Source organism: Paenibacillus rubinfantis (genome assembly GCF_001486505.1).
Taxonomy (GTDB): domain Bacteria; phylum Bacillota; class Bacilli; order Paenibacillales; family Paenibacillaceae; genus Fontibacillus; species Fontibacillus rubinfantis.
This window is the reverse complement of the sequence record NZ_LN909066.1, coordinates 954,419-980,605: the sequence shown is the minus strand read 5'-3', so window position 1 is coordinate 980,605 and position 26,187 is coordinate 954,419. Positions and strand designations below refer to the sequence as shown.

General features: G+C 53.2%; 21 protein-coding genes and 2 pseudogenes. 10 read left to right on the top strand and 13 right to left on the bottom strand.

Annotated elements, in window-relative coordinates; genetic code table 11:
- Positions 1-17: 17 nt before the first annotated feature.
- Together BN3277_RS22045 and BN3277_RS22040 are read right to left on the bottom strand one after the other, a co-directional pair.
- The gene (locus tag BN3277_RS22045; protein ID WP_059046424.1) at positions 18-1,205 is read right to left on the bottom strand and encodes an MFS transporter; all 1,188 of its coding nucleotides are present in this window, start codon (positions 1,203-1,205) and stop codon (positions 18-20) included.
- Positions 1,206-1,399: 194 nt separating this feature from the next.
- Complete coding sequence (locus tag BN3277_RS22040) at positions 1,400-2,206, bottom strand: HAMP domain-containing sensor histidine kinase (RefSeq protein WP_232436488.1); 807 nt, start codon at positions 2,204-2,206, stop codon at positions 1,400-1,402.
- A gap of 96 nt (positions 2,207-2,302) precedes the next feature.
- Here BN3277_RS22040 and BN3277_RS26335 point away from each other — a divergent pair.
- Positions 2,303-2,539: pseudogene (locus tag BN3277_RS26335) on the top strand (response regulator transcription factor); the annotation flags it as partial.
- A gap of 418 nt (positions 2,540-2,957) precedes the next feature.
- On the opposite strand, the gene rlmD reads toward BN3277_RS26335, so the two are convergent.
- From rlmD to BN3277_RS22010, 5 genes are all read right to left on the bottom strand, one after another.
- Complete coding sequence (rlmD, locus tag BN3277_RS22030) at positions 2,958-4,406, bottom strand: 23S rRNA (uracil(1939)-C(5))-methyltransferase RlmD (RefSeq protein WP_059046420.1); 1,449 nt, start codon at positions 4,404-4,406, stop codon at positions 2,958-2,960.
- A 91-nt stretch (positions 4,407-4,497) separates the two neighbouring features.
- Positions 4,498-4,689, bottom strand: coding sequence for a CLC_0170 family protein (locus tag BN3277_RS22025; protein ID WP_059046418.1), 192 nt, complete (start codon positions 4,687-4,689; stop codon positions 4,498-4,500).
- Between the two features lie 12 nt (positions 4,690-4,701).
- The gene (locus tag BN3277_RS22020) at positions 4,702-5,928 is read right to left on the bottom strand and encodes a Ger(x)C family spore germination protein (RefSeq protein ID WP_059046417.1); all 1,227 of its coding nucleotides are present in this window, start codon (positions 5,926-5,928) and stop codon (positions 4,702-4,704) included.
- Complete coding sequence (locus BN3277_RS22015; protein ID WP_059046415.1) at positions 5,921-7,018, bottom strand: GerAB/ArcD/ProY family transporter; 1,098 nt, start codon at positions 7,016-7,018, stop codon at positions 5,921-5,923. The genes BN3277_RS22020 and BN3277_RS22015 overlap by 8 nt, the downstream gene beginning before the upstream one ends.
- Positions 6,996-8,660 carry a spore germination protein gene (locus BN3277_RS22010; protein ID WP_082691553.1) on the bottom strand — a complete coding sequence of 555 codons (1,665 nt, stop codon included), beginning with the start codon at positions 8,658-8,660 and terminating at the stop codon, positions 6,996-6,998. The genes BN3277_RS22015 and BN3277_RS22010 overlap by 23 nt, the downstream gene beginning before the upstream one ends.
- Positions 8,661-8,845: 185 nt before the next feature.
- Between BN3277_RS22010 and recQ the strand changes: the two genes are divergently transcribed.
- From recQ to BN3277_RS21980, 6 genes are all read left to right on the top strand, one after another.
- Positions 8,846-10,678 carry a DNA helicase RecQ gene (gene recQ, locus BN3277_RS22005; RefSeq protein WP_059046413.1) on the top strand — a complete coding sequence of 611 codons (1,833 nt, stop codon included), beginning with the start codon at positions 8,846-8,848 and terminating at the stop codon, positions 10,676-10,678.
- A 12-nt stretch (positions 10,679-10,690) separates the two neighbouring features.
- On the top strand, positions 10,691-12,508 hold the full coding sequence (locus BN3277_RS22000; protein ID WP_059046412.1) for a B12-binding domain-containing radical SAM protein: 1,818 nt from the start codon (positions 10,691-10,693) through the stop codon (positions 12,506-12,508).
- A 15-nt stretch (positions 12,509-12,523) separates the two neighbouring features.
- Positions 12,524-13,240, top strand: a complete 717-nt coding sequence (locus tag BN3277_RS21995; protein ID WP_059046410.1) for a response regulator transcription factor — start codon at positions 12,524-12,526, stop codon at positions 13,238-13,240.
- Complete coding sequence (locus BN3277_RS21990) at positions 13,237-14,244, top strand: sensor histidine kinase (RefSeq protein WP_059046408.1); 1,008 nt, start codon at positions 13,237-13,239, stop codon at positions 14,242-14,244. The genes BN3277_RS21995 and BN3277_RS21990 overlap by 4 nt, the downstream gene beginning before the upstream one ends.
- A 215-nt stretch (positions 14,245-14,459) precedes the next feature.
- Complete coding sequence (locus BN3277_RS21985; RefSeq protein WP_059046406.1) at positions 14,460-15,230, top strand: ABC transporter ATP-binding protein; 771 nt, start codon at positions 14,460-14,462, stop codon at positions 15,228-15,230.
- The gene (locus BN3277_RS21980) at positions 15,205-17,154 is read left to right on the top strand and encodes an FtsX-like permease family protein (RefSeq protein ID WP_059046404.1); all 1,950 of its coding nucleotides are present in this window, start codon (positions 15,205-15,207) and stop codon (positions 17,152-17,154) included. Before BN3277_RS21985 ends, BN3277_RS21980 begins: the two co-directional genes overlap by 26 nt.
- A 71-nt stretch (positions 17,155-17,225) precedes the next feature.
- On the opposite strand, the gene BN3277_RS21975 is transcribed toward BN3277_RS21980, so the two are convergent.
- The 4 genes and pseudogenes from BN3277_RS21975 to BN3277_RS21960 all read right to left on the bottom strand — a co-directional run bounded on the left by BN3277_RS21975 (position 17,226) and on the right by BN3277_RS21960 (position 20,183).
- Positions 17,226-18,176 (bottom strand): alpha/beta hydrolase, encoded by a 951-nt coding sequence (locus BN3277_RS21975; protein ID WP_059046403.1) that lies wholly within the window; start codon positions 18,174-18,176, stop codon positions 17,226-17,228.
- Between the two features lie 36 nt (positions 18,177-18,212).
- Positions 18,213-18,611, bottom strand: coding sequence for a VOC family protein (locus BN3277_RS21970; RefSeq protein ID WP_059046401.1), 399 nt, complete (start codon positions 18,609-18,611; stop codon positions 18,213-18,215).
- Positions 18,612-18,651: 40 nt separating this feature from the next.
- Positions 18,652-19,224, bottom strand: a pseudogene (locus BN3277_RS21965) (class I SAM-dependent methyltransferase).
- 5 nt (positions 19,225-19,229) lie between these two features.
- On the bottom strand, positions 19,230-20,183 hold the full coding sequence (locus BN3277_RS21960) for a tRNA modification radical SAM protein MnmL/YtqA (RefSeq protein WP_059046398.1): 954 nt from the start codon (positions 20,181-20,183) through the stop codon (positions 19,230-19,232).
- A 332-nt stretch (positions 20,184-20,515) separates the two neighbouring features.
- Here BN3277_RS21960 and trmB point away from each other — a divergent pair, with 332 nt between their 5' ends.
- On the top strand, positions 20,516-21,226 hold the full coding sequence (gene trmB / locus BN3277_RS21955; protein WP_059046396.1) for a tRNA (guanosine(46)-N7)-methyltransferase TrmB: 711 nt from the start codon (positions 20,516-20,518) through the stop codon (positions 21,224-21,226).
- 191 nt (positions 21,227-21,417) lie between these two features.
- Here trmB and BN3277_RS21950 read toward each other — a convergent pair whose 3' ends face one another.
- Positions 21,418-22,557: an MGDG synthase family glycosyltransferase gene (locus BN3277_RS21950; protein WP_059046395.1), complete on the bottom strand. Its 1,140-nt coding sequence runs from the start codon at positions 22,555-22,557 to the stop codon at positions 21,418-21,420.
- A gap of 51 nt (positions 22,558-22,608) precedes the next feature.
- Positions 22,609-23,136 carry a phosphatase PAP2 family protein gene (locus BN3277_RS21945; protein WP_059046394.1) on the bottom strand — a complete coding sequence of 176 codons (528 nt, stop codon included), beginning with the start codon at positions 23,134-23,136 and terminating at the stop codon, positions 22,609-22,611.
- Between the two features lie 619 nt (positions 23,137-23,755).
- Here BN3277_RS21945 and BN3277_RS21940 point away from each other — a divergent pair.
- Positions 23,756-24,997: a glycosyltransferase family 2 protein gene (locus BN3277_RS21940; RefSeq protein WP_059046392.1), complete on the top strand. Its 1,242-nt coding sequence runs from the start codon at positions 23,756-23,758 to the stop codon at positions 24,995-24,997.
- Between the two features lie 676 nt (positions 24,998-25,673).
- Positions 25,674-26,168 (top strand): translation initiation factor IF-3, encoded by a 495-nt coding sequence (gene infC, locus BN3277_RS21935; protein WP_059046391.1) that lies wholly within the window; start codon positions 25,674-25,676, stop codon positions 26,166-26,168.
- Positions 26,169-26,187: the final 19 nt, after the last annotated feature.

Sequence of the window (26,187 nt, the reverse complement as noted above, 5' to 3'; positions counted from 1 at the left end):
TTTGGAATTGAGAATACTTAAGGCGCTTGAACAACCGGAATTCTATACCCTGCGATGGCCGCAATCAGGACGCACGCAGCAAGAAAAATAAAAGCTACAAAATAAGAGCCGCCCGAAGCGCTAACGATCAGTCCCATCGCCATGGGCGAAAGGAAGGAACCGATTTGTCCCCCGAAATTGATGATCCCGTTGGCTGTCCCGATCCTTTCTTCAGGGAACCTCTTTAAGGGCTGGGTCAGCACCGTAAAGGTCACGATGGAGCAACAGATTTGCGCTAACGTTTGATAGACGACGGCCATTAGTGGGGAGGGGGCCGCGGCTAGTAAAAAGAGAAAGATAGCGGCTGCAACGGCACCCCCACAAGCGAAGTACCTTTCCTTCCCGGTGAACTTGTCAAGGAAATAGGAGATGATGAAGGAGCTGAGCAGCAGGACGAATCCGCTGATCGCCACCAACGTACCCATTTCCGTCATCGATAACCCGCGGGATTGCACCAGATAGATCGGCATCCAGGAAGCAATTCCCCAATTTACGATATTGATCCCCAACGAGGTGAGGGTCAGGCTCCAGATCAAAGGGTTCTTTAACATTGTTCGAATTGAAACTCGAGGAGCGGCATTTTTTCCGGCTGCCTCGGTTGGCTTCTTCTTTCGGTCGAGTCCAAACCAGAAGAGAAGGAAGGTGATCACGCCAAGTGCACCAAGAACGACAAACAACCAGCGCCAACCGATGAGCGCAAGCGCCGCGACGCCGGCCAGGGCGGCAACGATTTGCCCGAAACCGCTCCCCAGCAGCACGACCACCTTAGCCCTCGCCCTTTGCTTCAAGGGGAAGCTGCCCGCGATGGCGATCGAGCTGGCGGAAGGGAAGAGCCCTTCAAATAAACCAAACAAGAAGCGAATGGCGATAAGCGCCATCACCGACCAGGCGATTCCCGTCGAAACGGTAAAGAGGGAGGAGAGTAAAACTGCGATCAGCAGGACTTTACGGGCCCCCCACTTGTCGGCCAGGTAACCGGCAGGAATCTGAATCAGGATAAAACCTAGGAAAAATGCGCTTAACACAACTCCCGTTAACGAGGAGTCTAACGCCAATTCCTTCTGGATTGGAATCATCGCAAAGCTCATGACCGCCCGATCCAAGCTGGCGATCAACCATCCAAGAAAAAGGACAAAGAGCAGAAAATACTTGTTTTTGGTTACCATCTGTTCATTTTTTCCCTCCTATCTGTGTATGGGTGATATCTTTCGAATACATGTAAATTTTATAGAAAAGAAATAAATATCTCCTAAAAAGAAAATAAATGTTTATAAAGAGGAAGTGAAAAAGGATAAACACGGGAAGACAAATAAGACCGCTACCTCAACGGGTAACGGCCCTAGCTTACGATGATCAAGCATTATGTCAAAAGCGGAAGGCTAAATCGGATCCCCAAACCTCCATATGGGGAAGGGAAAGCCTCGATTTCTCCTCCATGGTATTCAATAATCGATTTGCAGCTGGCCAGGCCAAGCCCTAGCCCGCCCGTTTGCATTTGTCGGGATGGATCCACCGTAAAAAATTTAAGGAACAGCGAAGATAGATCCTTATCCGGCACGCCGAATCCATTATCCTCGATTTGAAAATAGGCGGATTGCCCTTGCAGGTATCCGGTCAGGTACACGTGAAGCTCCTTTTTTCCTCCATACCTTACGGTATTGCTAAACAAATTCCCAAAGACCCGGCGGATCATGGGTTCATAAACCAGGAGCTGCGTAGTATCTGTAAAAGCGTGGCGGCAAGTCAACGCGCAATTCCGTTCTGCAAGTTCATGCTCATATTCCTGGGCGATATCTGCAAATAATTTGGTGGCCAGCGTAGGTTTGGTGATCATCGATTCTAGCTCCAGCTTCTCCTTGGTAAAGCGCTTGAAGTCGTTAATGAGCTGGGCCATATGTTTTGACTTCTTTTGGATAAGCTCATAATATTCCTGCTTTTCCGTTTCGGCTAGATCGGGATGCGAAGCCAGCAATTCGGCGAAACCAAGTATCGAGGTTAAGGGAGTATTTAAATCGTGGGCCATCGCCGCAATCATATCGGTTTGCTCTTTGCGCGCTAGCCGGAGGCGCTCCTCCATTTTATTGAAATGCTGATACAGTTCTCCGATTTCATCCTGATTCCTTAACTCCAGCGGGGGCATAGGATGGACGATATTCAGCTCCTCCAACCGGCGGTTAAGAATCTGTATGGGTTTTTCGATATTAACATGAATATAGAGGATCTGAATCAGAAAGATGAAGCAGGCTAACGCAACAATGGGTTTCAGGAGCTTACCTCCAGAATCAAGGCTCACTTCCGCAAAGTGGACCGGCTCTTTAAAGAATGGAGCGAGCTTCAGCCCGGGAATGAGAAATCAAACTCCCCGCTCCTATTAAACGATAAGACGTTTGAAGCCTTCCTGAATGGTCAGAAGATCGATTTATCCACGAAGGAGTTTCAAATTTTGTCTTTCCTCATGCATCACCCCAACCATGTCTTAACGCGAGAGCAAATCTATGAAAAAGGCTGTAAGGTGCATCTCATCTCCTTGATATGCAGTCCAGACCGATTAAGAGAACGATTGGTTAAGGATATTGATGCCGGGATTCGTACGGAAGAGATACTGGCAAGAAGCCTTTTGAGCATTTACAGAAAAATCTTTAGCATACTTCATGTTAATTATAGAATCATCATGCTCCTTATTTTGCCCCGCCGATATGGTTGGGGCTTTCTTTATACGTACAGGTGATATTCGCAAAAATTTCAGGCGGTAATGACAAGCCTTAACATCGTCTCAGATGCAATGACTCATTTATCAGGCACTGGGTGGGGGACGACAAAGGGCGACTATCAATAGCCGCTCCAAATCGAACTTATAGTCAAAAAAGAAGCGGGAATTTTCCCGCTCCGTTGCTGTATACACTAATACATCTCAACTATTAATCTTTCCTGACCAACAGTGAACAGCACTCCACATGACTCGACTGCGGAAACATATCCACGGGCTGCACCCAATCCAGTGAATACCCGCCGTCCAGCAGCGCCTTGCAATCCTTCGCAAGGGTGGAGGGGTTGCAAGAGACGTAGACGAAACGCTTTGGTTTCGTCTTCAACACCGCTTCAAGGAAGCGGGGATCAAGCCCGGTGCGGGGCGGGTCCGCGATGATCACGTCCGGTGCGAAGCCAGATTTCACCCAGCGGGGAAGCAACTCTTCGGCGTAACCGGTGTAAAACTGAGCGTTATCCCGGCCGTTGCGGGCCGCATTAGCCTTGGCATCTTCTACAGCTTCGGGGATCGATTCGATCCCGCGAACCTCCTTCGCGTACGGCGCCAGCCACAGGCCGATCGTGCCGGTGCCGCAGTAGGCGTCAACGACGGTTTCCTTGCCCGTTAAGCTGGCAGCCGCACGAACGGATTCATACAGCTTGACCGTTTGCAGCGGGTTGAGCTGGAAGAAAGCGCGAGGGGATAACGTGAACTCCAGATCCCCAAGCGATTCCTCAATACTGTCAGCCCCCCATAAAATTTCCGTTCGGTTCCCGAAAACCAGCGAAGTGTTCTTCGGATTCACGTTCATGGCAATACTGGTCAGTTCGGGGATCGCCAGACGCAACTCCTTGACCAGCTCTTCCCGGCGAGGCAGCTTATCGCTGGCGGTTACAAGCGTGACCTGGATTTGTCCGGACTGGAAACCAACACGCACGACAATCGTACGGACGAGCCCTTGATTGCCCTTCTCTTTGTATACCGGAATGCCCAGTCGTTGCAGCACATTCCGCGCCTTGTCCACCACTTCGTTGACCTTCGGGTGCTGGATCGGGCAGCCGGTAATGTCGACCAACTTATGGGAGTCGGCTGCATATAAGCCAGCGATCATCCCTTCCTGAGCCATACCGAGCTGCAGCTGCGCCTTGTTGCGGTATCCCCAAGGGTGATCCATGCCCAGCATCGGCTTCAGCCTCACGTCCTGCAGGCCGGCGTAACGCGCAAAAGCCTCGCGGATAATCTCCTCTTTGCCAGCCAACTGCCCTTCGTAGGACAGATGCTGGATCTGGCAGCCCCCGCAGATGCCAAACACCGGGCAGGGAGCATCCACCCGATGAGGAGAACGCTTTTCGATCTCCCGAATCGCAGCGGTGATATATTTATTTTCAACGCGGGTAACTTCCGCTTTAATGACTTCGCCGGGAATGCCGCCTTCGACGAATACCGCTTTCCGCCGGTAATAGCCGACACCTTCGCCGTTAATCCCAAGCCGCTTGATCGTCACGACGATCCGGTCGCCGGTGCGCACCTCATCGGCTTGCTCCCGCTTGGCGACCGGTGGCTTAGGCCGCGATTGCGTTTTGTTCCCCGGGCGGTTGCCGGAATAGTTGCGTTCTTTCATGGATCCTGATTCTCCATCCTAATAAGGTTTGTACTAAACTCCAATATACCATGGGAAACCAAGGGATACCATGATCAACCAACGAGGAAGACTACAGCAGCTGCAACAGCAGGACAACCAGAAATCCGGTGCCTGCCAGGGAGAGCTGGATCCATCCAAAGATTTTGGCATATTTCTCTTCCTTTTTTTTCTTCTGAATCTTATAAACCATCCGGTCCACCAAAAGCGAGACCAGACCGGAAAACAAGGAGAGGGCAGAGGTAAACGCGAGCGCACGATTCATCACCATCACCTCCTATTTGGCTTTCAGGCCGGTTCGACGAATGGAAATGTTGAGATGAACAGATATCAGGATGTCCGCATACATCTGTTCCCAGTCGCTTTTTTTATGGATGTTGCGTTTCCAGAAGTCGGGATAAAAGGCCCTCACATACTCGCCGAAGCCAAAAATATCGGAATGGTGGCGTTGCGTTTGGGTGCAGAACTTTTGGACTAAGTTCGTCGCAGCATGTTCAAACGCTTCTTCTATGGCGTCGATATCCGTTTCGGAGCTGATCGTCCGTCCGGAGTCGTAGTGCTCGTCCAGCATCCCTTCTACATGAATCTTGAGATTGACATGAGGTTTTCCGTCAACGATCTGCATATCGGTTTCTGCGTGCCGCTCTGTAATTTTGATCATCACATAACCGAGATCGGGAACCGGGATCAACGCAGTAAAACCACCTGGATTGTAACCTTTAACGGCCATAAAGGCCCCGATGTCCACAGCGGTGCTGGTACCGGCAAGACGTCCTCCGCTGAAGTAAGCCAACCCCTTGATCAGTATATTCTCCTCCCCTTCGATCGCGACGTAAGGCAGATATCCGTCTTGCCCCCAGTTCGATTCCTCGATCCAAAACTCGCCAATGTAATTGGGCGGAAATTTCCCCATCATGATGGACTTCTCAACCATAGCCTGGAGATATAGCGTAGGCACGCGCTCCAGCGGGGGGGCTACCTTCATGAACTTTGCCGCCTCGGTGTCCGAGACGAGCAGCCACGTACGGCGGCGGACTTCTGGATTACGGCGTAAATAATCATTTAATTCGTCCAGCCCGTCCTGCGCGATTCCCTTGCTGATCACAATTACTCGTAAATGAATGAGATAGCGGGGGTCGGCAATTTGCTGCTGCAGATTGTTTAATGCCTCATCTAGACTATGCCCGTATACTTGAACGACCCACACCGGACTTTCACCATCGCCGCCGCTCCCCATGCCGCCGCTGCTTGGGCCAAGGGGAACTCGACCGGGAACGGCGATTTGGGCGGTCACCCGGAGCATCTTCTTAGGCAGGGGTTCGTTCTTCTGATGAGTGACGGTTGGTTCCAGCTTTGCGGCACTGGGAGAGGCCTCATCGATGGCTAGGCCAAGCACCAGGGCACGGTTTTCAATTTCGACCTGATCCCAGCATCCCGTCAAAATGAATGCCAGAACCAAGCTCTGCAAGCCGAGGGCCCAACGAGTCCACGGTTTTTTATCCATGGGGCCGTACTCCCTTTCGACGGACCACGGCTACGATCCATAGAAGCAACGCGTAACCGGTGAGGAAGAGATAACCGGATCCGTCGGCAATTCGAGAAAATTTGTACAATTGGTATTGATCTTGGGGAAGCAGGGACACGCCAAACATGAAAGGGATCAACAAGGTCGTCACTAGACGGTGATCCTTGAATTGGAGCAAATGGCTTAAGGACAGCGAGGTTAGAAAGTAGGTTGAAAACATGGTCGTGTACACATTAATCACCCACATAATAATAAAAAGCGCATCCATCCGTTCAATGACATCGCCGCCAATTGCAATGGAGCGCGCCATTTCCAAGGTTGGATATAACAACTGAAGGGTTTCCCGAACGCCGTATATCCCGATCGTAGACAAGACTAACAGCAGGTACAAGCTGGCGCTGACAACTATGCCAAACAGCGCGGCCTTCATGGCACGAGCCGGCTTCTCTGTAATTGGAAGCAAGATGGTGATAATAAAGGAACCCAAATAAAGGGAGGCCGGGGATAACAAGGCCGGCAGCCAATGGGGGGTCTCATTTCCGAAAGGGGGCAGCCAGTTTAAGAAATGTACGGCCTTCATGGACATCATGATGACAAAAAGGAAGGGCAGGATGACGAACGGCCAATAGAACAGGTGTACATAAGTGAATTTAACCGTGTCCCTCCGGCAAGATAAGGCGACCAAGATCAAGATCATTAAGATACTTATCTCGATGGGAGTTCTTCGAAAGACGACCGTGGACAATACTTCACCAAACTGGCGGAACATCATCGCGGATGTGATGAAGAAGCAGGCAAACACCAGCAGGTTGGCAACCAGAGCCGGGAGCCTTCCGATCACGATCTGGCTGTAGCTAAAAAGGGTCTTATCGCTGAATCTTTGGCTGATTCGGGTGAACACGAACATACTGAAAATCGCGCAGCAAGTGCCCGCAATGGTCATAAGCGGAGCGGCGTTGTCGGCAGCTTTGGCGATAATTTGGGGGAAGCTCAAAACGTACGGACCAAAAATCGTGCTGCTGATGACGATAGCGAGCTGAGTTGTGCTAATTTTCTGTGTTTTCTGCATCGGCGTTGTCCTCCTGATAGTAAATCTTATCGACATTGGCATAGAAAGTACCCTCGGCGCGCCGTGTATCATCTAGGGTATGAAGGTAGCTGGGACGTTTGCCCATCCACCACAGAGGAGCCCGAATCAGGGTATCCATGAACCCCGCTCGCTTCTTGGCCAAAATGGACTGCAGGAACGGTACGCCAAACGAATCCAGGTACAACATATGATTAATGATGAAAAGGCTTCCTAACACGACGCCGTACAAGCCGAATAGGCCAGCCATGATAATCAGTGGGAAGCGCAGCATTCGCATGGCAATCGCCGCATTATAGGCCGGGGTTGCGAATGAGCCAATTGTGGTCAAAGCGACGATCACCACGGTAATTGGGCTCGACAGACCGGCGGAAACGGCAGCTTGTCCGATAACCAGAACGCCAACGATGGACAACGCGCCGCCGATCATTTGCGGCAAACGGATCGTCGCTTCCCTCAGAATCTCCATCGAGGCTTCCATAATCAGCACCTCCAGCATGGCGGGGAAGGGAACTCCGGCGCGTCCTCCTGCAATCGCCACCGCAAAATCAGTTGGCATCAGCTCGGGATTGTAGGAGATGACGGATACATACAACGACGGGAAAAACACGGAGAACAACAAAGCGATCAGCCTGACGAACCGCAGGAGGCTTGCGATCAGAAACCGTTCGGAATAATCGTCGATGGTTTGAAAAAACTGGTCGAATAGAGCCGGAACAATCAGGGCAAAAGAGGAGCCGTCCACTAGAATGGCGACTCTTCCTTCCAATAAGGAGGCAACCGTTTTATCCGCTCGTTCCGTGTTTTGGATTTGCGGAAACGGTGAGATCGGCTGATCCTCGATGAACTGTTCAATATACCCGGCGTCGATGATCCCGTCGATATCGATGATGGACAACCGTCGCATGACCTCGCTTACAAGTTCCGGATTCGCAATGCCGTCTATGTAACAGACGGCGGTTTTCGATTTGGTCCGGGCCCCTAGTTCGCCAGTTTCAATAACCAGATCGGCGGTCTGAAGTCGATACCGGATTAACGACAGGTTCGTTTCCAACTGTTCGATAAATCCGTCTCGAGAGCCGCGAATCACCTGTTCCGTTTGGGGTTGTTCGATCCCTCGCTTCTCGACCTTCCGCGTATCGAAGCTCACCCCTTCGCCATAGCCGTCAATCAGCAACAGCGTCTGCCCTTTCATCAGCAGATCCATCAGGACACTCCACTCGGAACTGCGCTGTCCGAGGTTGGCATGCACCCGCTCTTGGCACACCAGGTTAAACAGGTCCACCCGATCAAGCAGATCCTCATCCTTCATTTGCTCTGGGGAGACGAAAGGGGCTTGCAGCGGGGCTACTATCCCTTCCTGAATCAACCTTTGATCGGTCAAGGACGTAAGGAACAGCAAAGCGGAGCTGCGCTTGCCCATAATCTTTAACCGGCGGACAACCAGGTCCGTAACGTTACTCATTTGGTTTTGAAACGATTGCAGGTTGTCTTCCAGGCTTGCCACAAGCTGCCGAGGCTTGGACTCCCTGCCCGAGCTGCCTTCCGAGGCGGAAGGCGATTCGGATGGTTGCGAAGGATGCTTCTTCTTAAACGCTTCGTAGTTGGCTTTCCAATCCAGCATATCTGCCGCCCCCGGTTTTTCTTATTTTATTATTAGAGAGTGTTGGTCTTTTTGGAAAACTTTATGTACCCGATGCAGCGGTTGCCCAATTCCCCAAACCCCGGTAAACTTAAGAGTGCATAAAGCCGGTCCGTCCCGGAACCGGGAGGACGACGGCCTGATGGGAAGTTAGGAGATATGGCGAAATGAGCACGGAAGTACGTACGATGGAACAAGCGCAGCAGTTGCTGCAGAAATATTACGGTTATCCCGATTTCCGCGAGGGACAGCGGCGGATCGTTGAGAGCGTGTTGTCCGGTGCGGATACACTGGGAATCATGCCGACAGGCGGCGGGAAATCGATCTGCTATCAAATCCCGGCCTTGATGCTGCCCGGCCTAACGCTGGTTGTGTCCCCGCTGATCTCATTAATGAAGGATCAGGTAGACGCGCTTACGACGATGGGCGTCTCCGCCGCCTATATCAACAGCACGCTGTCGGGCAAGGAAGTCAACGACCGCATCCGGGCGGCGCGCCGCGGCGAGATCAAACTGCTCTATGTCGCACCCGAGCGGCTGGAGCTGGACTGGTTCCGCGAGGAAATGAGCGGGCTGACGATCTCCTGCGTTGCCGTCGACGAAGCCCACTGCGTCTCGCAGTGGGGGCATGATTTCCGGACAAGCTATCTGGCGGTCTCCCCGTTTGTGGAATCGTTGCCGCAGCGCCCGATCCTGGCTGCCTTCACGGCGACGGCAACGCCGGAGGTTATGGACGACATGGTCCGCTTGCTGCGCCTTGCGGATCCGGCGGTATTCGTCACCGGCCTCGGCCGGGACAATCTGGCGATGTCGGTGCTGCGCGGCGAGAATAAGCGTGAGTTCGTGCTGAATTACGCGAATACGCATGCCCACCAGCCCGGCATCGTCTATGCCGCGACCCGCAAGGAGGTCGACGATCTGTATGAGCGGCTGCGTCAAGCCGGCATCCCTGCCGGCCGCTACCATGCCGGCTTGTCCGACAAGGAGCGGGAGGAGAGCCAGGAGGCTTTTCTCTATGACGACATTCGCGTCATGGTGGCGACCAACGCCTTCGGGATGGGAATCGACAAATCGAACGTCCGTTATGTGATCCACTACAATATGCCAAAGAACATGGAAGCTTACGTTCAGGAAGCCGGCCGGGCAGGCCGGGACGGCGAGCCGAGCGAATGTATCCTGCTGTTCAGTCCGCAGGACATCATGACGCAGAAATTCCTGATTGAGCAGAACCCGCAGGAAGGGGACCGCAAGCGCAACGAATACCGCAAACTGCAGCAGATGATCGAATATTGTTACCAGACCAGCTGTCTGCGTTGGGCGATGCTGGACTATTTCGGCGAAGTGCATGACCGCAAGCCTTGCGGGATTTGCAGCTCCTGCCGGGACGAGCGGGAGCTTGTCGACATGACGCGCGATGCGCAAATCGTCTTCTCCTGCATCCACCGGATGCGGGAGCGATTTGGCGTATCGCTGGTCGCTTCGGTGCTGAAGGGTTCGCAGAACAAGAAGGTGCTGCAGTACGGCTTTGAACAACTGCCGACCTACGGCATGCTGCGCACCCGTACGGAGAAAGAAATCTCCGAGCTGATCAACGTGTTTATCGCGGAAGGATATTTAGCTTTGTCCGAAGGGCAATACCCGGTTGTCCGCCTGCAGCCGCTGGCCGTTGAGGTGCTAAAAAGCCGCCACCAAGTCATGCTGCGCGCGCCGGAGCCCGCGGCTGCCTCCAAATCCTCGGCAAGCTCGCGGCGCCGTGGATATGACGAAGGGCCATCTGCCGTCAACGAGACGGTGTTCGAGCAGCTGCGCTTGATCCGCCGCGATTTGGCCGAGAAGGAGCGTGTGCCTTCCTATATTATTTTCAACGATGCGACCTTACGCGAAATGAGCGTCGTCTGTCCGACCCGTGAAGCGGACATGCTGAGAATCAAAGGCGTTGGCGAAGTGAAGTATCGCAAATACGGAAAGCCGTTTCTGGAGTTTTTTCAAAATATGGAGTAGGGTTGTGAGCTTGTGAAAGTCATATTGGCGACGCTAAACGCAAAATTTATCCATACCTCGCTGGCCATCCGGCTGCTTAAAGCCTACAGTGGCAACGAGTTTGACATTGAACTGGCGGAATACACGATCAAGGACCCGGTGATGAACGTCGTATCGGACCTGTTTCGCCGAAAACCCGACGTGATCGGTTTCTCCTGCTACATTTGGAACATTGAAGAAACGATTAAGCTGGTCGCCTTGCTGAAGAAAGTGCTGCCGGAAGTGAAAATTGTGCTGGGGGGGCCCGAAGTCAGCTACGATACGAAATATTGGATGGAACGCATCCCGGAGGTTGACTTTATCGTGATGGGGGACGGCGAGGAAACGTTTCACCATCTGCTGCAGGAGCTGTCCGGGGAGCGGAAGTTCCACTTCGTCTTTGGCGTAGCCTACCGCAAAGGGGAAGAGGTCGTGTTGAATCCGGGACGGCCGAAATCCGATTTGAATACGCTGCCTTCGCCGCATCGGTTCCCCGAGGATATTCCGAACCTGAGCAAGCGGATCGTCTACTTCGAAACCAGTCGCGGCTGCCCGTTCAGCTGCCAGTTTTGCCTCTCTAGCATCGAGGTGGGGGTCCGCTATTACGATATCGAACGGGTGAAGGCGGATATCCTGTACCTGATCGAGAACGGCGCGAAAATCATCAAATTCCTCGATCGTACGTTTAATATCAACCGCAGCTATGCGATGGAGATGTTCGAATTCCTCATTAACAACCATCAGGGCTGCGTATTTCAGTTTGAAATCACGGCGGACATCATGCGGCCGGAGGTACTGGACTATTTGGCGGAGAATGCACCGCCGGGAATCTTCCGGTTCGAAATCGGCGTACAGTCGACGAACGATCCGACTAACGAGCTGGTCAAACGTCGCCAGAACTTTACCAAGCTGACCCGTACTGTGACCAAAATCAAGGACAGCGGCAAAATCGATCAGCATCTCGATTTGATCGCCGGACTGCCGGAAGAGGACTACGCCACGTTCCGCAAGACGTTTAACGACGTGTTCGCCATGCGTCCCGAGGAGCTGCAGCTTGGTTTCCTGAAGATGCTGCGCGGGACCGGACTGCGAAATGACGCGGCCAAATACAACTACGTTTTTATGGACCACGCGCCTTATGAAATTCTAGGTAACGACGTGCTGCCGTTTGAGGACGTGATTCGGCTGAAGCGGCTGGAGGATGTGCTGGAAAAGTACTGGAACGCACACCGCATGGATCACACGCTGGAATACTTGGTCACTCGCGAGTTCGATTCGCCATTCGACTTCTTTCAGGAGTTCGGCGATTACTGGGAAGAACAGGGCTGGCAGCGGATCGGTCATCAACTGGAGGACTTGTTTACTCGACTGCATGAATTTTTAAGCCGCCGTTCCCTGAAGGAACCGGAAGTTGTACTTGGCCTGATGAAGCTAGACTATCTGCTTGGACACAAGTATAAGCCGCGGAAAATCTGGTGGGAGGACCGGATGGACAAAGACCGGCGCAGCGGATACTTCCGGGCGTTGGCAGAGGCCCCAGCCGCTTTGTCTGAACGGTTTGCGGCCTACGGCCTGGATGAACGCGACCTGCAAAAATATGCCTGCGTCGAGGAATTGCCTTTCCCGCTGGGCGAGGGATTGCAAGCGGGAGAAGCAGAGGCGGGGACGCCTTCTGGCCCGTCGGCCCCAGGCGAGTTGGTGCAGGGCACGCTGCTGGTCGTCCTCTATCAGCAGGAAGCGGACGAGCAGCCGGTATTTTTCCATGCCCCTTTAAGCGCCTGGTCCCCCTTGTACCGCAGCCTGGCAAAGTAAGGAGCTGACCAAAGGATGTTTACGATCCTGATCGTCGAGGACGATGCCAAAATGGCCGGGATGTTATCCGGTCATATCGAGAAATACGGATACCGTGCGGTGCGGGTGAACGACTTCGGCCGGGTTCTGGACGAGTTTCGGGAATCCGCCGCCGATATGGTGCTGCTGGACGTCAACCTGCCGAAGTTCGACGGCTTCTATTGGTGCCGGCAAATTCGCGGGGAGTCCACCTGCCCGATCCTGTTCTTATCGGCGCGCGACAGCGGGATGGATCAGGTCATGGCGCTCGACAATGGCGCTGACGACTACATCACCAAACCATTTTCGTATGAGGTCGTGATGGCGAAGATCCGCAGCCATCTGCGGCGGGCTTACGGTGATTATTCGGCCCGGCAGGAGGAGCGGACCGTCAGCGCGGCGGGATTGGTGTTGTACCCTGAGCGGTTCACCGTGACGAAGGGGGAGACGTCCGTGCTGCTGACGCAGAAAGAAGTGTTGCTGCTGGAAGCGTTGCTGCAGAAAGCCGGCCGAGTTGTCAGCCGGGAGAAGCTGCTGGATCTCATGTGGCAAGGTCATCATTTCATCGACGACAACACGTTAAACGTGTATGTGACCCGTATCCGCAAAAAGCTCAAGGAGCTTGGACTGGAGGATGCGGTGGAGACCGTTCGCGGGGCGGGGTACCTTCTCCATGCACATGGACAACCCGCCACTGGGGAGGCACTGGAATGAGGCTATTCTGGAAGGAGCAGCTGCCAATGCTGCTGTTTCTTGTGCCGCAGATCCTGCTGGTTCCTTTCTTGTTTTGGCTGGCCGGCGGCCGGCAGACCCAAATCGCCGTATACGCCTACCTGCTTAGCTTTACACTGCTGCTGCTCTACTTGATCTATCGGTACTTCAGCAACCGGGAGGTGTACCGGAAGTTGACGGAGCCGCCTCGGACGCTGGAAGAGCTGTTGCAGCCGGCGGGCGAAACCCCGCTGGCTTTGGGGTTGCATGACCTTCTTGAAGAAGGATATCGTCTGTACGAAGCGGAGCTGTATCGTTATGGCAAGCAGCGCGAGCATCAATCCGCGTTTACGGGTCGCTGGGTTCACCAGATGAAGACCCCGATTTCGGTCATTCAGCTCACCCTGGAGAATGAGCGGGAGAAAGAAACGATCCCGGAAGCCGTACTCGACAGCGTTCAGGAGGAGCTGGACCGGCTGCGCAAAGGGCTGGAGATGGCGTTGTATACCTCCCGGCTGGAGCAGTTCGAGCATGATTTTCACGTTGCTCCGGTTCCGCTGTTGGCCGCCGTAAATGAGGCCGTCGCTGATCACCGCAAGCTGTTTATCCGGAAAGGCGTATACCCGGACATTCGAATCGGCGAGGAGCTGGAAGTCTATTCCGATAAAAAGTGGCTGACGTTTGTGCTCGGCCAGCTAATTACTAACGCCGTCAATTATTCCGCAGGGGTAGGGGACAAGGTGGAACTTGTTGCGTATGCGCGCGGCAAAAAAACGGTGCTTGAGGTTCGCGACTACGGCATCGGCATTTTGAAGGAGGATATCCGCCGCGTCTTTGAGCCTTATTACACAGGGCAGCGCGGGCGGCAGTACAGCGAATCGACCGGCATGGGCCTGTACCTGGTCCGCGAAGTGTGCAGCCGCTTGGGGCACCACGTGGAGCTGGAGTCGGCACCGGGACAAGGAACGACGGTAAGGCTGCTGTTTGAGCGGCAGCTGCCGCTATAGAACGCAGGGGCATCGCGGATCGGAATCTAAGGATCGGCGGAAGCCGCTGCGTTTTTTTGCCCGAACATAACCTTACAAACTTTTAAGATTCGGTTAAGTCAGATCGATGGCTGGCTTACAGGCTTTGGGATAGAGTATAACCATAACCATCCGGGCCGTGGCAACGGCGTTTGATTCGCCGGCCGTTAGGCTCGAAGAAAGGGGAGCGCGATCCAATGGAAATGCTCAAAGTCCAAGGACTAAATAAGGTCTACCCGGGAAAAGTTGCGACACGTGCGCTGCAGGACATAGAGTTGACGATTGAGAAGGGGGAGTTCGTCGGCATTATGGGCCCGTCCGGCAGCGGGAAAACAACGTTGCTTAACCTGGTCTCAACCATCGATACGCCAAGTTCGGGCGAGGTGCGGATCAACGGGAAGAATCCGCATGCGTTAAAACGGAGAGAACTTGCCGCCTTTCGCCGCCGGGAGCTGGGGTTCGTGTTCCAGGATTTTAATCTGCTGGACACGCTTACCGTAGCGGAAAATATCGTCCTTCCTTTAACGCTGGATTCCCGTCCGTTCCGGGAAATGGAGCGGAAGCTGCAGTCGATCGCCAACCGGCTGGGGATTACGGACATTCTTGGCAAACGCACCTACGAAATCTCCGGTGGTCAGCGGCAGCGGGCCGCGATTGCACGGGCGATGATCTCCTCGCCGTCGCTGCTGTTGGCGGACGAGCCGACGGGTTCGCTGGATTCGAATGCCTCCCGCAACGTCATGGAGCTGCTGGAGACGCTGAACCGTACCGAAGGGACCACGATGATGCTGGTCAGTCATGATCCGCTAGCGGCCAGCTATTGCGATCGGGTTGTGTTTATCAAGGATGGCAGACTGACGAACGAAATCCACCGGGGCGACAGCAGGCAGGCCTTTTTCCAGAAGATCATCGACATGCTGTCGTATTTGGGAGGGAATGCGCATGAACTTTCTTCAATTCGCGTTTAACAACGTCAGACGCAACGCCCGGGCCTATTTCGCTTATTTTCTAAGCAGCGCCTTTATGGTCATGATCTTCTTCACCTATGCGATGTTTATCTTCCATCCGGGCATCGCGGAGAGTGAAATGGGACGGATGACGAGCATCGGAATGGAAGTGGCGGAATACATCATTTTCGTATTTTCCATTTTGTTTGTGTTGTTCTCGATCGGCAGCTTTTTGAAGGCGCGCAGCAAGGAGTTTGGCGTGCTGTCGCTGCTGGGAGCAACCACCGGCTCGATCAACCGGCTTGTGTTCCTCGAGAACCTCATCATTGGCGTAGGATCCATCGCAGCGGGCTTGGCTGGGGGACTCCTGTTGTCTAAGCTGTTCCTGCTGCTGAGCGTGAAGGTGACCGGGATGAATCCCCTGCCATTTTATGTGCCTTGGAAGGCGATGGGGTTTACCGCAGTGGCGTTCCTGATCCTGTTTGTGGTCCTGTCGGTATTTACGCTGATCTTTTTTCGGAAGAATCAGGTGATTGAGCTGCTAGGCGGCAGCAGTAAGCCAAAGACGGAGCCGCGCGTGTCCTGGGTGCTGGCGCTCCTTGGCGTGGCGCTGCTCGCCAGTGCGGTGTTGCTTCTGAAAGGCGGCAATGGTCTGGACTTTTCCAAAGTGATGCTGGCAGCCGCTACGGGGATTTGGGGGACCTACTTTTTTTATACTCAAGTGACGGTCGCCATCATCCGGCTGCTGAAGCGCAACCGCCGCTTGTTATGGCGCGGAACCCGGTTGCTCTGGATATCGGAAATGGCTTATAAAATCAAAGATAACGCACGGATGTTGTTTATGGTCACCGTAGCGATTTCGCTGGCCAGCATGAGCGTGGGGGTCATTCTGGCGGCCAATGCCCAGAATGAGCGGGTGTATAAGGCAAATCCATTTGCCTTTACGTACGGCATCTATGATGAAGCCTTCTTCGAGAAGGACATGGCCTGGATCGATCAGCAGTTGTCCGAGCGGGGGATCCGTTATGAGACGGTGGAACAAGAGTCGTTTTTTGGATATATTCGCTCATCGGAGTTGTATGTAAATGTCTTGTCCCGCTCGGTTTATAACAAGGCCACAGAGTTGCTTGGCCTTCAGGGGTTGCCGAAGATTGGCCCGGGTCAAGCGATCGCTTATGCGATGGAAGGGTCGGCGGCAGAGCACGCATTGAAGGGGCCAACGCTCCCGTTAACCCTCTCGTTTCTGGAGCAGCCTCTGGAGCTGGAGTTGCTGCCAAACGAAGTTCCTTTGACCGGAATCAGCAGCAATATTTCGGTAGTCGTGTTGTCCGATGCAGATTTTACGAAGCTGAAGAACGGCTTAACGGAAGAGGAACAGAATCGTCTGTACCGAAACATTGAGATCTATGTTCCGGATTGGCAGCACAAAGAAGCTCCTCGCCTCCAGGATCCCGAAATCGTCATCGGGAAGCAACTGTTTCATGGGATGATGGAGCGTCTGGATCACGACGAAACGAGCAATTATATGAGTTCACGGGGCAGGACGTTTGCGGAAACGCGGGAGCAGCTCTCGATGTTAAGCTTTGTGGGGATCTTTATCGCCGCTATTTTCTCGGTATCCTCCGCCAGCTTCCTGTATTTCAAGCTGTACAGCGAGCTGAATCAGGACCGGCGCATGTATCATTCGTTGTCGAAGATCGGGCTGGGCGAGCGGGAAATGCGTTTTTCCTCCAGCTTGCAAATCGCCTTGCTGTTCTTTATCCCGGTGGTGATTTCAGGCATTCAAACGATGGTGGTCTTATCCCTGCTGGGGGCCCGATTCCAGTTGGGGAACGTGACCTTGCCGGTGCTGACGGCTTCCGGGGCCTTCCTGGCAGCTCAGCTGGTGTACTATATTGTGGTGCGCTCGCGTTATGTGGTGCAGCTCAAACGGGTTATGGTGTAAGGGGTTACGAAAAAACGAGCCTGTGTACCGGTCTCCTCCAGGTGAGGAGCGGGTACGCAGGCTCGTTATCTTTATTCCGCGACAGCTGCTTCCAACGGCAGACAGCTCTCCAGCCACTCTAGCACATCGGACATCACCTCGTCGCGGTTGACTTCGTTCAGCATTTCGTGGCGGCCGCCGGGATACAACTTCACCTTCACATCTTGGAGACCCAGCTTGTCATATAGCTGGGCTAACCGCTGTACGCCTGCGCCGTTCCGACCGACCGGATCGAGATCGCCGCCAAAGATGTAGACCGGCTTCTCCTTTGGGATGGAGCGCATTTTCTCCGGGCGGTGGATCTCCTGCAGCAGGCCGAAGAAGCCGTAAAAGAAGCCGGCGCTGCACAAGAATCCGCAGTGCGGGTCCGCGATGTATTTATCAACTTCCTCTTGGTCTCGGGAGAGCCAATCGAAGGGCGTCCGCGCCGGGAGGAAATTCCGGTTAAAGCTGCCAAAGGTCAACGCGTTCATCAGCAGGCTGGGATGGCTGTCACCTTGCAGCCGGGCTTGCAGGCGGGCCAGGCTGCGGCCGATGCCCAGCATGCCCCTTGGTCCGTTTGTCCCCGAGAGAATGAACCCGGCGTAAGGCTCGGGTGCCCGGTACATGATCTTCTGGGTCAGGAAGGAGCCCATACTATGTCCGAGTAGAAACAGCGGCAAATCCGGGTGCTCCTGGCGGATGATCTCCGAGAGCTGAATCATATCCTCCGCCATACCGGTAAAGCCTTGCTTGCCCGGCCAGCCCAGCTCCTCGGGACGGCTGGCCGTGCGGCCGTGGCCGCGATGGTCGTTGGCGTACACGACGAAGCCGCGGGCGGTCAGCACCTGCGCCAAACGTTCGTAACGCTTGGCTGTTTCGGCCATACCGTGGGCAATTTGCAGCACGCCCCGCGGCGGTTCCTTGGAATCGGCCGCGCTCCAGCGGTACACGAAAACTTCATGGTTGGTGTCATTAACGAAGGTAAACGTATGCTCCTCCATGCGCAGCCCTCCTTTCCTTGAATTTACGAGAGGAAATCAAGCCAGGAACGCTGGCTGGAAGAATTCAATCCGTTCGCCGTCCGGTCCGTTGAAGAAGAAGAACCGGCACCCGTTTGGCAAGCTGCGGATTTCCGGGTCAAGCCCCGATAAGCCCAATGCGGAAATGCGGGCATATTCCTCCTCGATCTCGCTGGCTGTAAAGGCGATGTGATGTACTTTGCCTTCATTCGCCAGCTCCGCGCCGTCGCGGATATTGACCAGCTCGACTTCAACCGATTCTTGGCCCGGAAAGGTCAGGAAGGCCAACCGCAGCGGATCTCCCACTTCACCGATCGTAGATAACAGCTTCATGCCGACTATGCGTTCATAAAACTCAATGGAATCCTCCAGCGCCGAAACGCGAATTCCGATATGCTCGATTTTACGAATCCCCATTGCGATGACCCCCAACTGTTTATGATTTTGCATGCTTTGGTTATTTCTTCTCCATCGCGATCAAATACGGCGCCGTCGATCTTTGCGGCTGCCGATACATGATCGCCTGACCGGCGGATGCGGGCAGCGCTGCCGCCCAGGCCAAGTATGGTTCATAACCTCTTCTCTTTTGAGGACACCGTCGCCATATGGCTCGGTCAAACGTTGGATCCAACCGGTGATATCGTCCAGGGAATTGATCGGTGTCCCCCAGCCTTGTCTCTTATACCCATCTGGCGCCCTCGGCGGGCAAATAGCCGAGGTTGAACATCACGGCACCCAGCCGCCCGTGCACGTCCGCCGGCAGAGCGGCCGCCATGTCCTCGTGGCTCGCCTGGAGCAGGGTGACGCCGGCGATGGAATCCGCCGGCTCTTTCTCCAGCCGGGCTCGCGTGAGCGCCAGCGCCTGCGGTTGGATATCGAAGGCGAATACTCGCCCCTTCGGTCCGCAGGCCTTGGCAAGGAACAGCGTATCCGCGCCTGTGCCTGCCGTGGCATCCACCGCGGCATCGCCGGGAACCAGCCGCTCGCCCGCAAGTTTATGGGCAAAGCTTAATACCGAGAGGAAGCCCATGGATATCAGCGTCCTCTCCAGTATTTGCCCTGCCAGGAATCGCGCCGCTTGAGCTCTGCATCGATCGCGTTCAGCACTTCCCACTTCTTCAGACTCCACATCGGCCCGATCAGCAGGTCGCGCGGAGCGTCCCCGGTCAGCCGGTGCACGATCATTTCCGGCGGCAGAAATTCCAGCGTATCTACGATCAGCTTCACGTATTCGTCCTGCTCCAGAAAACGCAGCAAGCCGGCTTCATACTGCTTGACCATCGGCGTCTTACGCATCAAATGGAGCAGGTGGATCTTGATGCCCTGCACGTCCATATTAGCCACGGCACGTCCGGTCTCCAGCATCATTTCATGCGTTTCCTGCGGCAGGCCGTATATGATATGAGTGCAGACGCGAATGCCCCGTTTGCGCAGCTTCTCTACGGCCTCAAGGTAACACTGCGTATCGTGCGCCCGGTTGATCAGCGTGGACGTAGATTCGTGGATCGTTTGCAAGCCCATTTCTACCCAAAGGTAGGTGCGCTCGTTGAGTTCTGCTAAATAATCGACGACGTCGTCCGGCAGGCAATCCGGCCGCGTAGCGATGGATAAGCCCACAACGCCCGGCTGCTCGAGAATCGCTTCGTAATATTCGCGCAGCACCTCTACCGGCGCATAAGTATTCGTATATGCCTGAAAATATCCGATGTATTTGGCATGCGGCCACTTCTGATGCTGCCGGTCACGGATCGTGGCGAACTGGGTGACCAGATCGTCCCGGCGGCTTCCGGCAAAGTCGCCTGATCCCCGGGCGCTGCAGAACGTGCAGCCGCCTTTGGCGATCGAACCATCCCGGTTCGGGCAAGTGAATCCGGCATCCAGCATCACTTTAAATACCTTGTCCCCGAACTCCTGGCGCATCTCCGTATTCCAGGTATGAAATCTTTTGTCTCCCCACAAAGTAGGGATGTCCGTTATCAGTGTACTCATTGCGGCTCCTTCATATTGTCACAAAATATTTATGCATATTTATACAACGGCGAAAGCCCTGTCCGTACGCCGCTTCCACTGGATTCATTGTATCAAATTTCGCGTAAAAAGGGGAAGGGTGCTTGCCTGATTCCTTGCGGCAGGTTGCGGAATATGTTATTTTGAAAATATCAAATTCGTTGGACCCCAATTCCAAAATATATTGAAAAGGGAATCACTCGTCTCGTCTCCCCGGCGAACGGCTGGTTCCTTTTTCATTGTGCGCTTTACATTTGCGGCGATCTTCGGCACAATATTGCAAGGAATGGATAACATGAAAGCGGAGGAATATCATGCGTTTACGCGGCAGAAAAGGAATACGGGAGAATCTGGAGCAGCAGCGGGAGCTCGTTGTGCTGAATCCCCGGGAATATAAAGGACGCTGGGCTGAGGTGTTTGGCAACGACCGCCCGATCCATATCGAGCTTGGGATGGGGAAAGGTCAGTTTGTCAGCGGCATGAGCGTGAAATATCCGGATGTGAATTTCATCGGCATGGACATGTACGATGAGCTGATCCGGCGAGCAAGCGAGAAGGTGCGTGCGAAGTGGGACGAGCAAGGGGGGCTGGAGCCGCACACCGTTCGTTTGGCGCTGGGCAACATCGAAATGATCGAGGAGTTTTTTGCCCCGGGAGAAGTGGAGCGCATTTACTTGAACTTCAGTGACCCGTGGCCGAAGAAGAAGCATTGGCGTCGGCGGTTGACCCATCCGCGGTTTTTGGAGAAGTACCGCCAACTGTTGAACGATAACGGCGAGATTCATTTTAAGACGGACTCGCGCGTGCTGTTTGAGTTTTCGCTGAATGCCTTTGCCGCGGTTGGACTGCAGATGAACGATATTTCGCTTAGCCTGCACGAGGGCGGGATCAACGAAGCCCATGTGATGACGGAGTACGAGAGCAAATTCGTTGGGCAAGGGATGCCGATCTACCGTTGCGAGGTTATGGTTGGCGAAGCCGCCCTTCGGCGTTACCAGGAACGGAAGATGGAGATGTTCGAATAACAACAATCTCCCCTCGAGTTGGGAACCAAAGGCATGTTCAGTCGTAAAGGCTCTTCCCGGATCGATTGTGGTCGTTACCCAAGTCCACCCAGTTGGAGAAATGAGTTTATAGTTCAATCGTTTCGTGCTTGTATTGAAAAATACCTAAAAGAAACCTAGGGATCTCGTTTATAGAGCCACCTAGGTTTCGTTTATTTTCGGATGAAGTTCGTATTTCCAAGAAGATCGATGATAGCTTGAGCACTTTGCATCGGCCGGAAACGGGCGATATGGTTCATAACCTCTTCCCGTTTGCGGACAACTTCGCCATATTGCTCGGTCAAACGTTGGATCCAATCGGTGATATCGTCCAGCGAATTGATCGGTGTCCCCCATCCCTGCTGGGCGAAATAATGCGAATTCTCCTCTTCCTGGCCAGGAAGGGGCTTGTGGAACAGCATAGGGATGCCTTTGGCCAGCCCTTCGGAGCAGGTCATGCCACCCGGCTTGGTGATCAGCAGATCGGAAACCTCCATCAGCTTGTCAATTTCCTTTGTGAACCCGAGCAGATGGATGTTCGGATGAATGAAGCGGGGATCCTTTTTCATTTTCTCCAACGACTTCTCGTTGCTGCCGAAGCAGAAAATGATCTGGATTTGCTCCCGATATAAGGCGAGCAGCGAATTCACCGCTTCGTCCTTCATAAAGCCCCAGCCCCCGCCCATCACCAGCACGGTTGGCATATCCTTCAAGCGGAATTGCAGGCGGATATCCTCCTTGACGTGGCGTTCCCAGAAATTTGGGTGGACTGGAATACCGGTGATCCGGATTTTGCTCTTGTCGACGCCCCGTTCCAGCAGTTTGCTTTGCACTTGATCGGTGGAGACGAGGTAGCAATTCACCTCCCGGCTGACCCAGGCTCCATGCACGTCGTAATCGGTGATGACGGTACAGAGCGGGACGTCCAGCATACCCAGCCGCTTCAAGCGCGAGATCACGGCACTCGGAATCGGATGGGTGCAGACGATGACGTCGGGGTGAAGCTGACGGATAATTTGAATCGTACGCGTATAAAAAATCCGATGAAGAGCCAGCGTCGTCAATCGGTTTAAAGACTTTTTATAATTGCTGCGATACATCATACGGACAAGCCGAGGTTGCGAGGACACCGTTTTTTTGTAAGCGGTGATGATGATTGGCGCCATTCTTGGGTTTAAAAAACTGCCAAGCTCCAGGACTTTCGTCTGCACGTTTGGCGCGATCTTTCGTAAACTGCTGGAGAGCGCATAGGCCGCTTGCGTATGACCGGCTCCAAACCCCTCGGATAAAAGCAAGACTCTCTGTTTTTGCACTTTAGTTTCACCTTTTCCTGCAAGGTTTTCCTACTGTCTACAATATCCCCTTTAGGCCCATAATGCAACCGTTCCAAGCGCTACGGAGGAGCCGATGACGGCCCCTGCCAGGGTGTCGGAAGGATAATGCAAACCTAAATAAATACGCGAAACCGCGACGAGCAGAGCCACCGGTAAAAGCACCAGAATGAGCCCGGGAGCAGCCGCCATAAACGGCACGGTGACGGAAAAAATGGCCGTCGTATGCCCGGATGGGAACGAGTGGTCCGTCAACGGGTTCCGGAACGTGTTCGTGCCAGGCAGCGTCAAATAGGGCCGAAGACGTGGATAGGTTTTTTTGACCAGAGCTACCGGAAGATGGCTGATCGCAAGCGCGACGCAGGATTGCAAGCCGACTCTGCTCCATGGCTGCGGAGCAGCTAACCAAATCAGTAAAGAGGAGAGAATGGTAAACCAAGCTCCTCCCAAATGGGTGAAATGGTACAGCCAAAAATTGAGGAAACTGCGGTGCAGGCGGCCGTTGATTCCTACAAAAATCTGCCGGTCAAGTTGTTGAAGCTTTCGGAATAAGCGAGTCATGAAATCCCTCCGCACGATGTTTGGCCGCGTTCTTACAGCCCGAAAACTGCCCGTCCAAGGGCCGCCCGTCTTAAATAGCATGGCATTTTCAGGTTAGACTTATCATATTTTTAATTCATGGCCTTTTCAAGGACGTTTTTTGCGTTGCTGGCCGTGCTCTTTTTGACTTTTCGTTCTTCGCCCCTGTACAATGATTCAAATCATAGCAAATAAGTTTAAAAAAAATGGTGCAGAATTGTAAACTTTTTGCTGGGTAAACACGTCTATGTAGATGTATCGTCAATGGGTCGCCCGCCGGTCGTTAAAAAAAAGAAGAAATTAGAAATAAAAAAAGCCAAAAGTGATGAAAATAAGATGTAACCGTACCTGAAAGCAGGATGCGGGGGTCCCGTATGTCAAAATTGCCGGACTTCAGAGGTATATGCGTGACGGCGGGGCTACAAGGGTTTTGACAAAACCAGCCATCTCATGGAAAATCGTAATGGTTTACAGAAAGAGCCGGTCATTCAAAGAAAAAGAAAAAGAGCAAAAAAGAACAAAAGGGTCATAACAACACACATACTCCGAGATAAAGATAAAGAAAATCAACCGATCGGAGAAAAAAAGGGGGCAAGAAATCATGTTCGATGTCATCTTGATCTCGCTGCAGGTCGTGCTTGCAGTGGTAGGGGTGTATCAATTTGGTTTGGCTTTATTTGGCATGTACAGGAAGAAGAACAAAGTGCAGCATGCACCAAGCAAGTCTTTTGCCGTGCTGGTCGCGGCGCATAACGAGGAAAAAGTCGTTGGGGCTTTGATGGAGAATTTGAAGCAGCTCAACTATCCGAAAGAATTATACGACGTGTTTGTCATTTGCGATAACTGTACCGATAATACCGCAAGCATCGTCCGCAACCACGGCATGAATGCATGCGTGCGCAGCAACCCGCATCTGCGGGGCAAAGGCTATGCGATTGAATGGATGCTGAAGCAATTGTGGAAAATGCCGCGCCAATACGACGCGGTGGTGATGTTCGACGCCGACAACCTGGCTCATCCGGATTTTCTGCGCGAAATGAACAACGACCTGTGCTCCGGCGCCCGCGTTATCCAAGGCTATATCGATACGAAGAATCCGGAGGATTCCTGGATCACCGCTTCTTATGGGATCTCCTACTGGTATTGCAACCGTCTGTGGCAGCTGTCCCGGACCAATCTGAAGATGGCGAACTTCCTTGGGGGCACGGGGATGTGCTTCGAAACCGAGCTGCTGAAGGAAATCGGCTGGGGCGCAACAAGCCTGGTCGAAGACCTGGAGTTCACCATGCGTTGTGTCGAACGCGGCGTGTACCCGGTATTCAACTACGACGCCAAGCTGTTCGACGAGAAGCCGTTGACGTTTAAAGCGTCGGCCCGCCAGCGCTTGCGCTGGATGCAAGGGCACTTCACCGTCGCTCGCCGCTACTTCTTCCCGCTGCTGTGGAAGAGCATTAAGGAGCGGAACATGGTAAAGCTGGATATGGCACTCTATGGCGCGAACGTGTATATCGTGCTGCTGACGTTCCTGCTGACGGCCTTGATCTGGGTTGATCAATCGCTGCTGAGCGGACCGCATTTTGAGACGCTGTACGGTTACCTGCCGATGTGGGTGTCCTACGTAGCGATTGTCGCCAACGTCTTTATTTTCCTGATGGCGATGTTCCTGGAGAAGGTGAAGTCGAAGAAAGTGTACGCTTACCTGATCCTGTTCCCGATTTACCTGATTTCCTGGTGGCCGATTACGTTCTATGCGTTCTTCACGCAGAACAATAAGCAATGGAGTCACACGCAGCATACGCGGGTGGTTCGCCTGGAAGAAGTGCAAAGCAACAAGGTAAGCTAATAAACCGGCTTTTGGCTCGAATTTAGGAAGTTCAACAACCGTGACGGCTGGTCACGAAGTGAATAGCTAATGAATCTGGCGGGCTCGGCAGCGAATCTTAGATTCAGCCGGGCCCTTTGTGTGCTCAGATTGCTGAGGGTTGAGGGTGAACAGAGAGGGCGAATAAGGTGATTAATTAACGCTATTTCCACCTAAAGCCGCCTTTTTATCAAAATAGGATGATTTATTCACCTTATTTTCGATAAAAGGGACCCAAAGGGAGCGACTTCAGCAGAATAGGGTGAAAGAATCACTCTATTTCCGAGTAAAGCTCCGTTTCCGAAGAAATAAGGTGATAAAATCGCTTTATTGGCTCCCAATTTGCTCATTTTAGCTGCTGCCGACAAGAGCAACCATATTTATTCTTGATGTTCCTTGACTTAGGGGATCGCACATGATATAGTATTTGAGGTTGCAAGAAGTTTTTGGATTGCAAGCAGAGGCCCCGGCTTCTCACCTGACCGACGTTCGTGTTGGCTGGTTTTGATCCGTTGATTTATGAATGAATGTTCATGAAGAACGATGATCAATGAGGATGCGGGTGAGGACCTGCATCCTTTTTATGTGTGTGAGTAGTACCGGTCCCAAGTCATTACTTAAGACCATTTGGAGGTGGAGAATTATCAGTAAGGAACATTTGATCAATGATGAGATTCGTGCGAAAGAAGTCCGTTTGGTGGGTGCTGAAGGTGAACAAATCGGCATTAAGCCGCTGCGTGAAGCCCTGCAAATGGCGATCGACCTGAATCTGGATCTGGTGAACGTTGCGCCGACTGCCAAGCCGCCGGTATGCCGGATTATGGACTATGGCAAATTCCGTTACGAACAGCAGAAGAAAGAGAAGGAAGCCCGCAAGAATCAGAAGATTGTGGACATCAAGGAAGTGTGGTTTCGTGCGAATATCGAGGAACACGACTTCCAAACGAAGCTTCGCAATGTGATCAAATTTTTGAAAGATGGCGACAAGGTAAAATGCTCGGTTCGCTTCCGTGGACGGGAAATTACCCATGCCGACATCGGGAAGAAAATTCTCGACCGCGTCAAAGAAGAGGTTGCAGAAATCTCATCTGTGGAACGCATTCCGAAGCTTGAAGGACGCAGCATGATTATGATCCTAGCACCGAAAAACTAATCGTTTGTTTTCTATATAT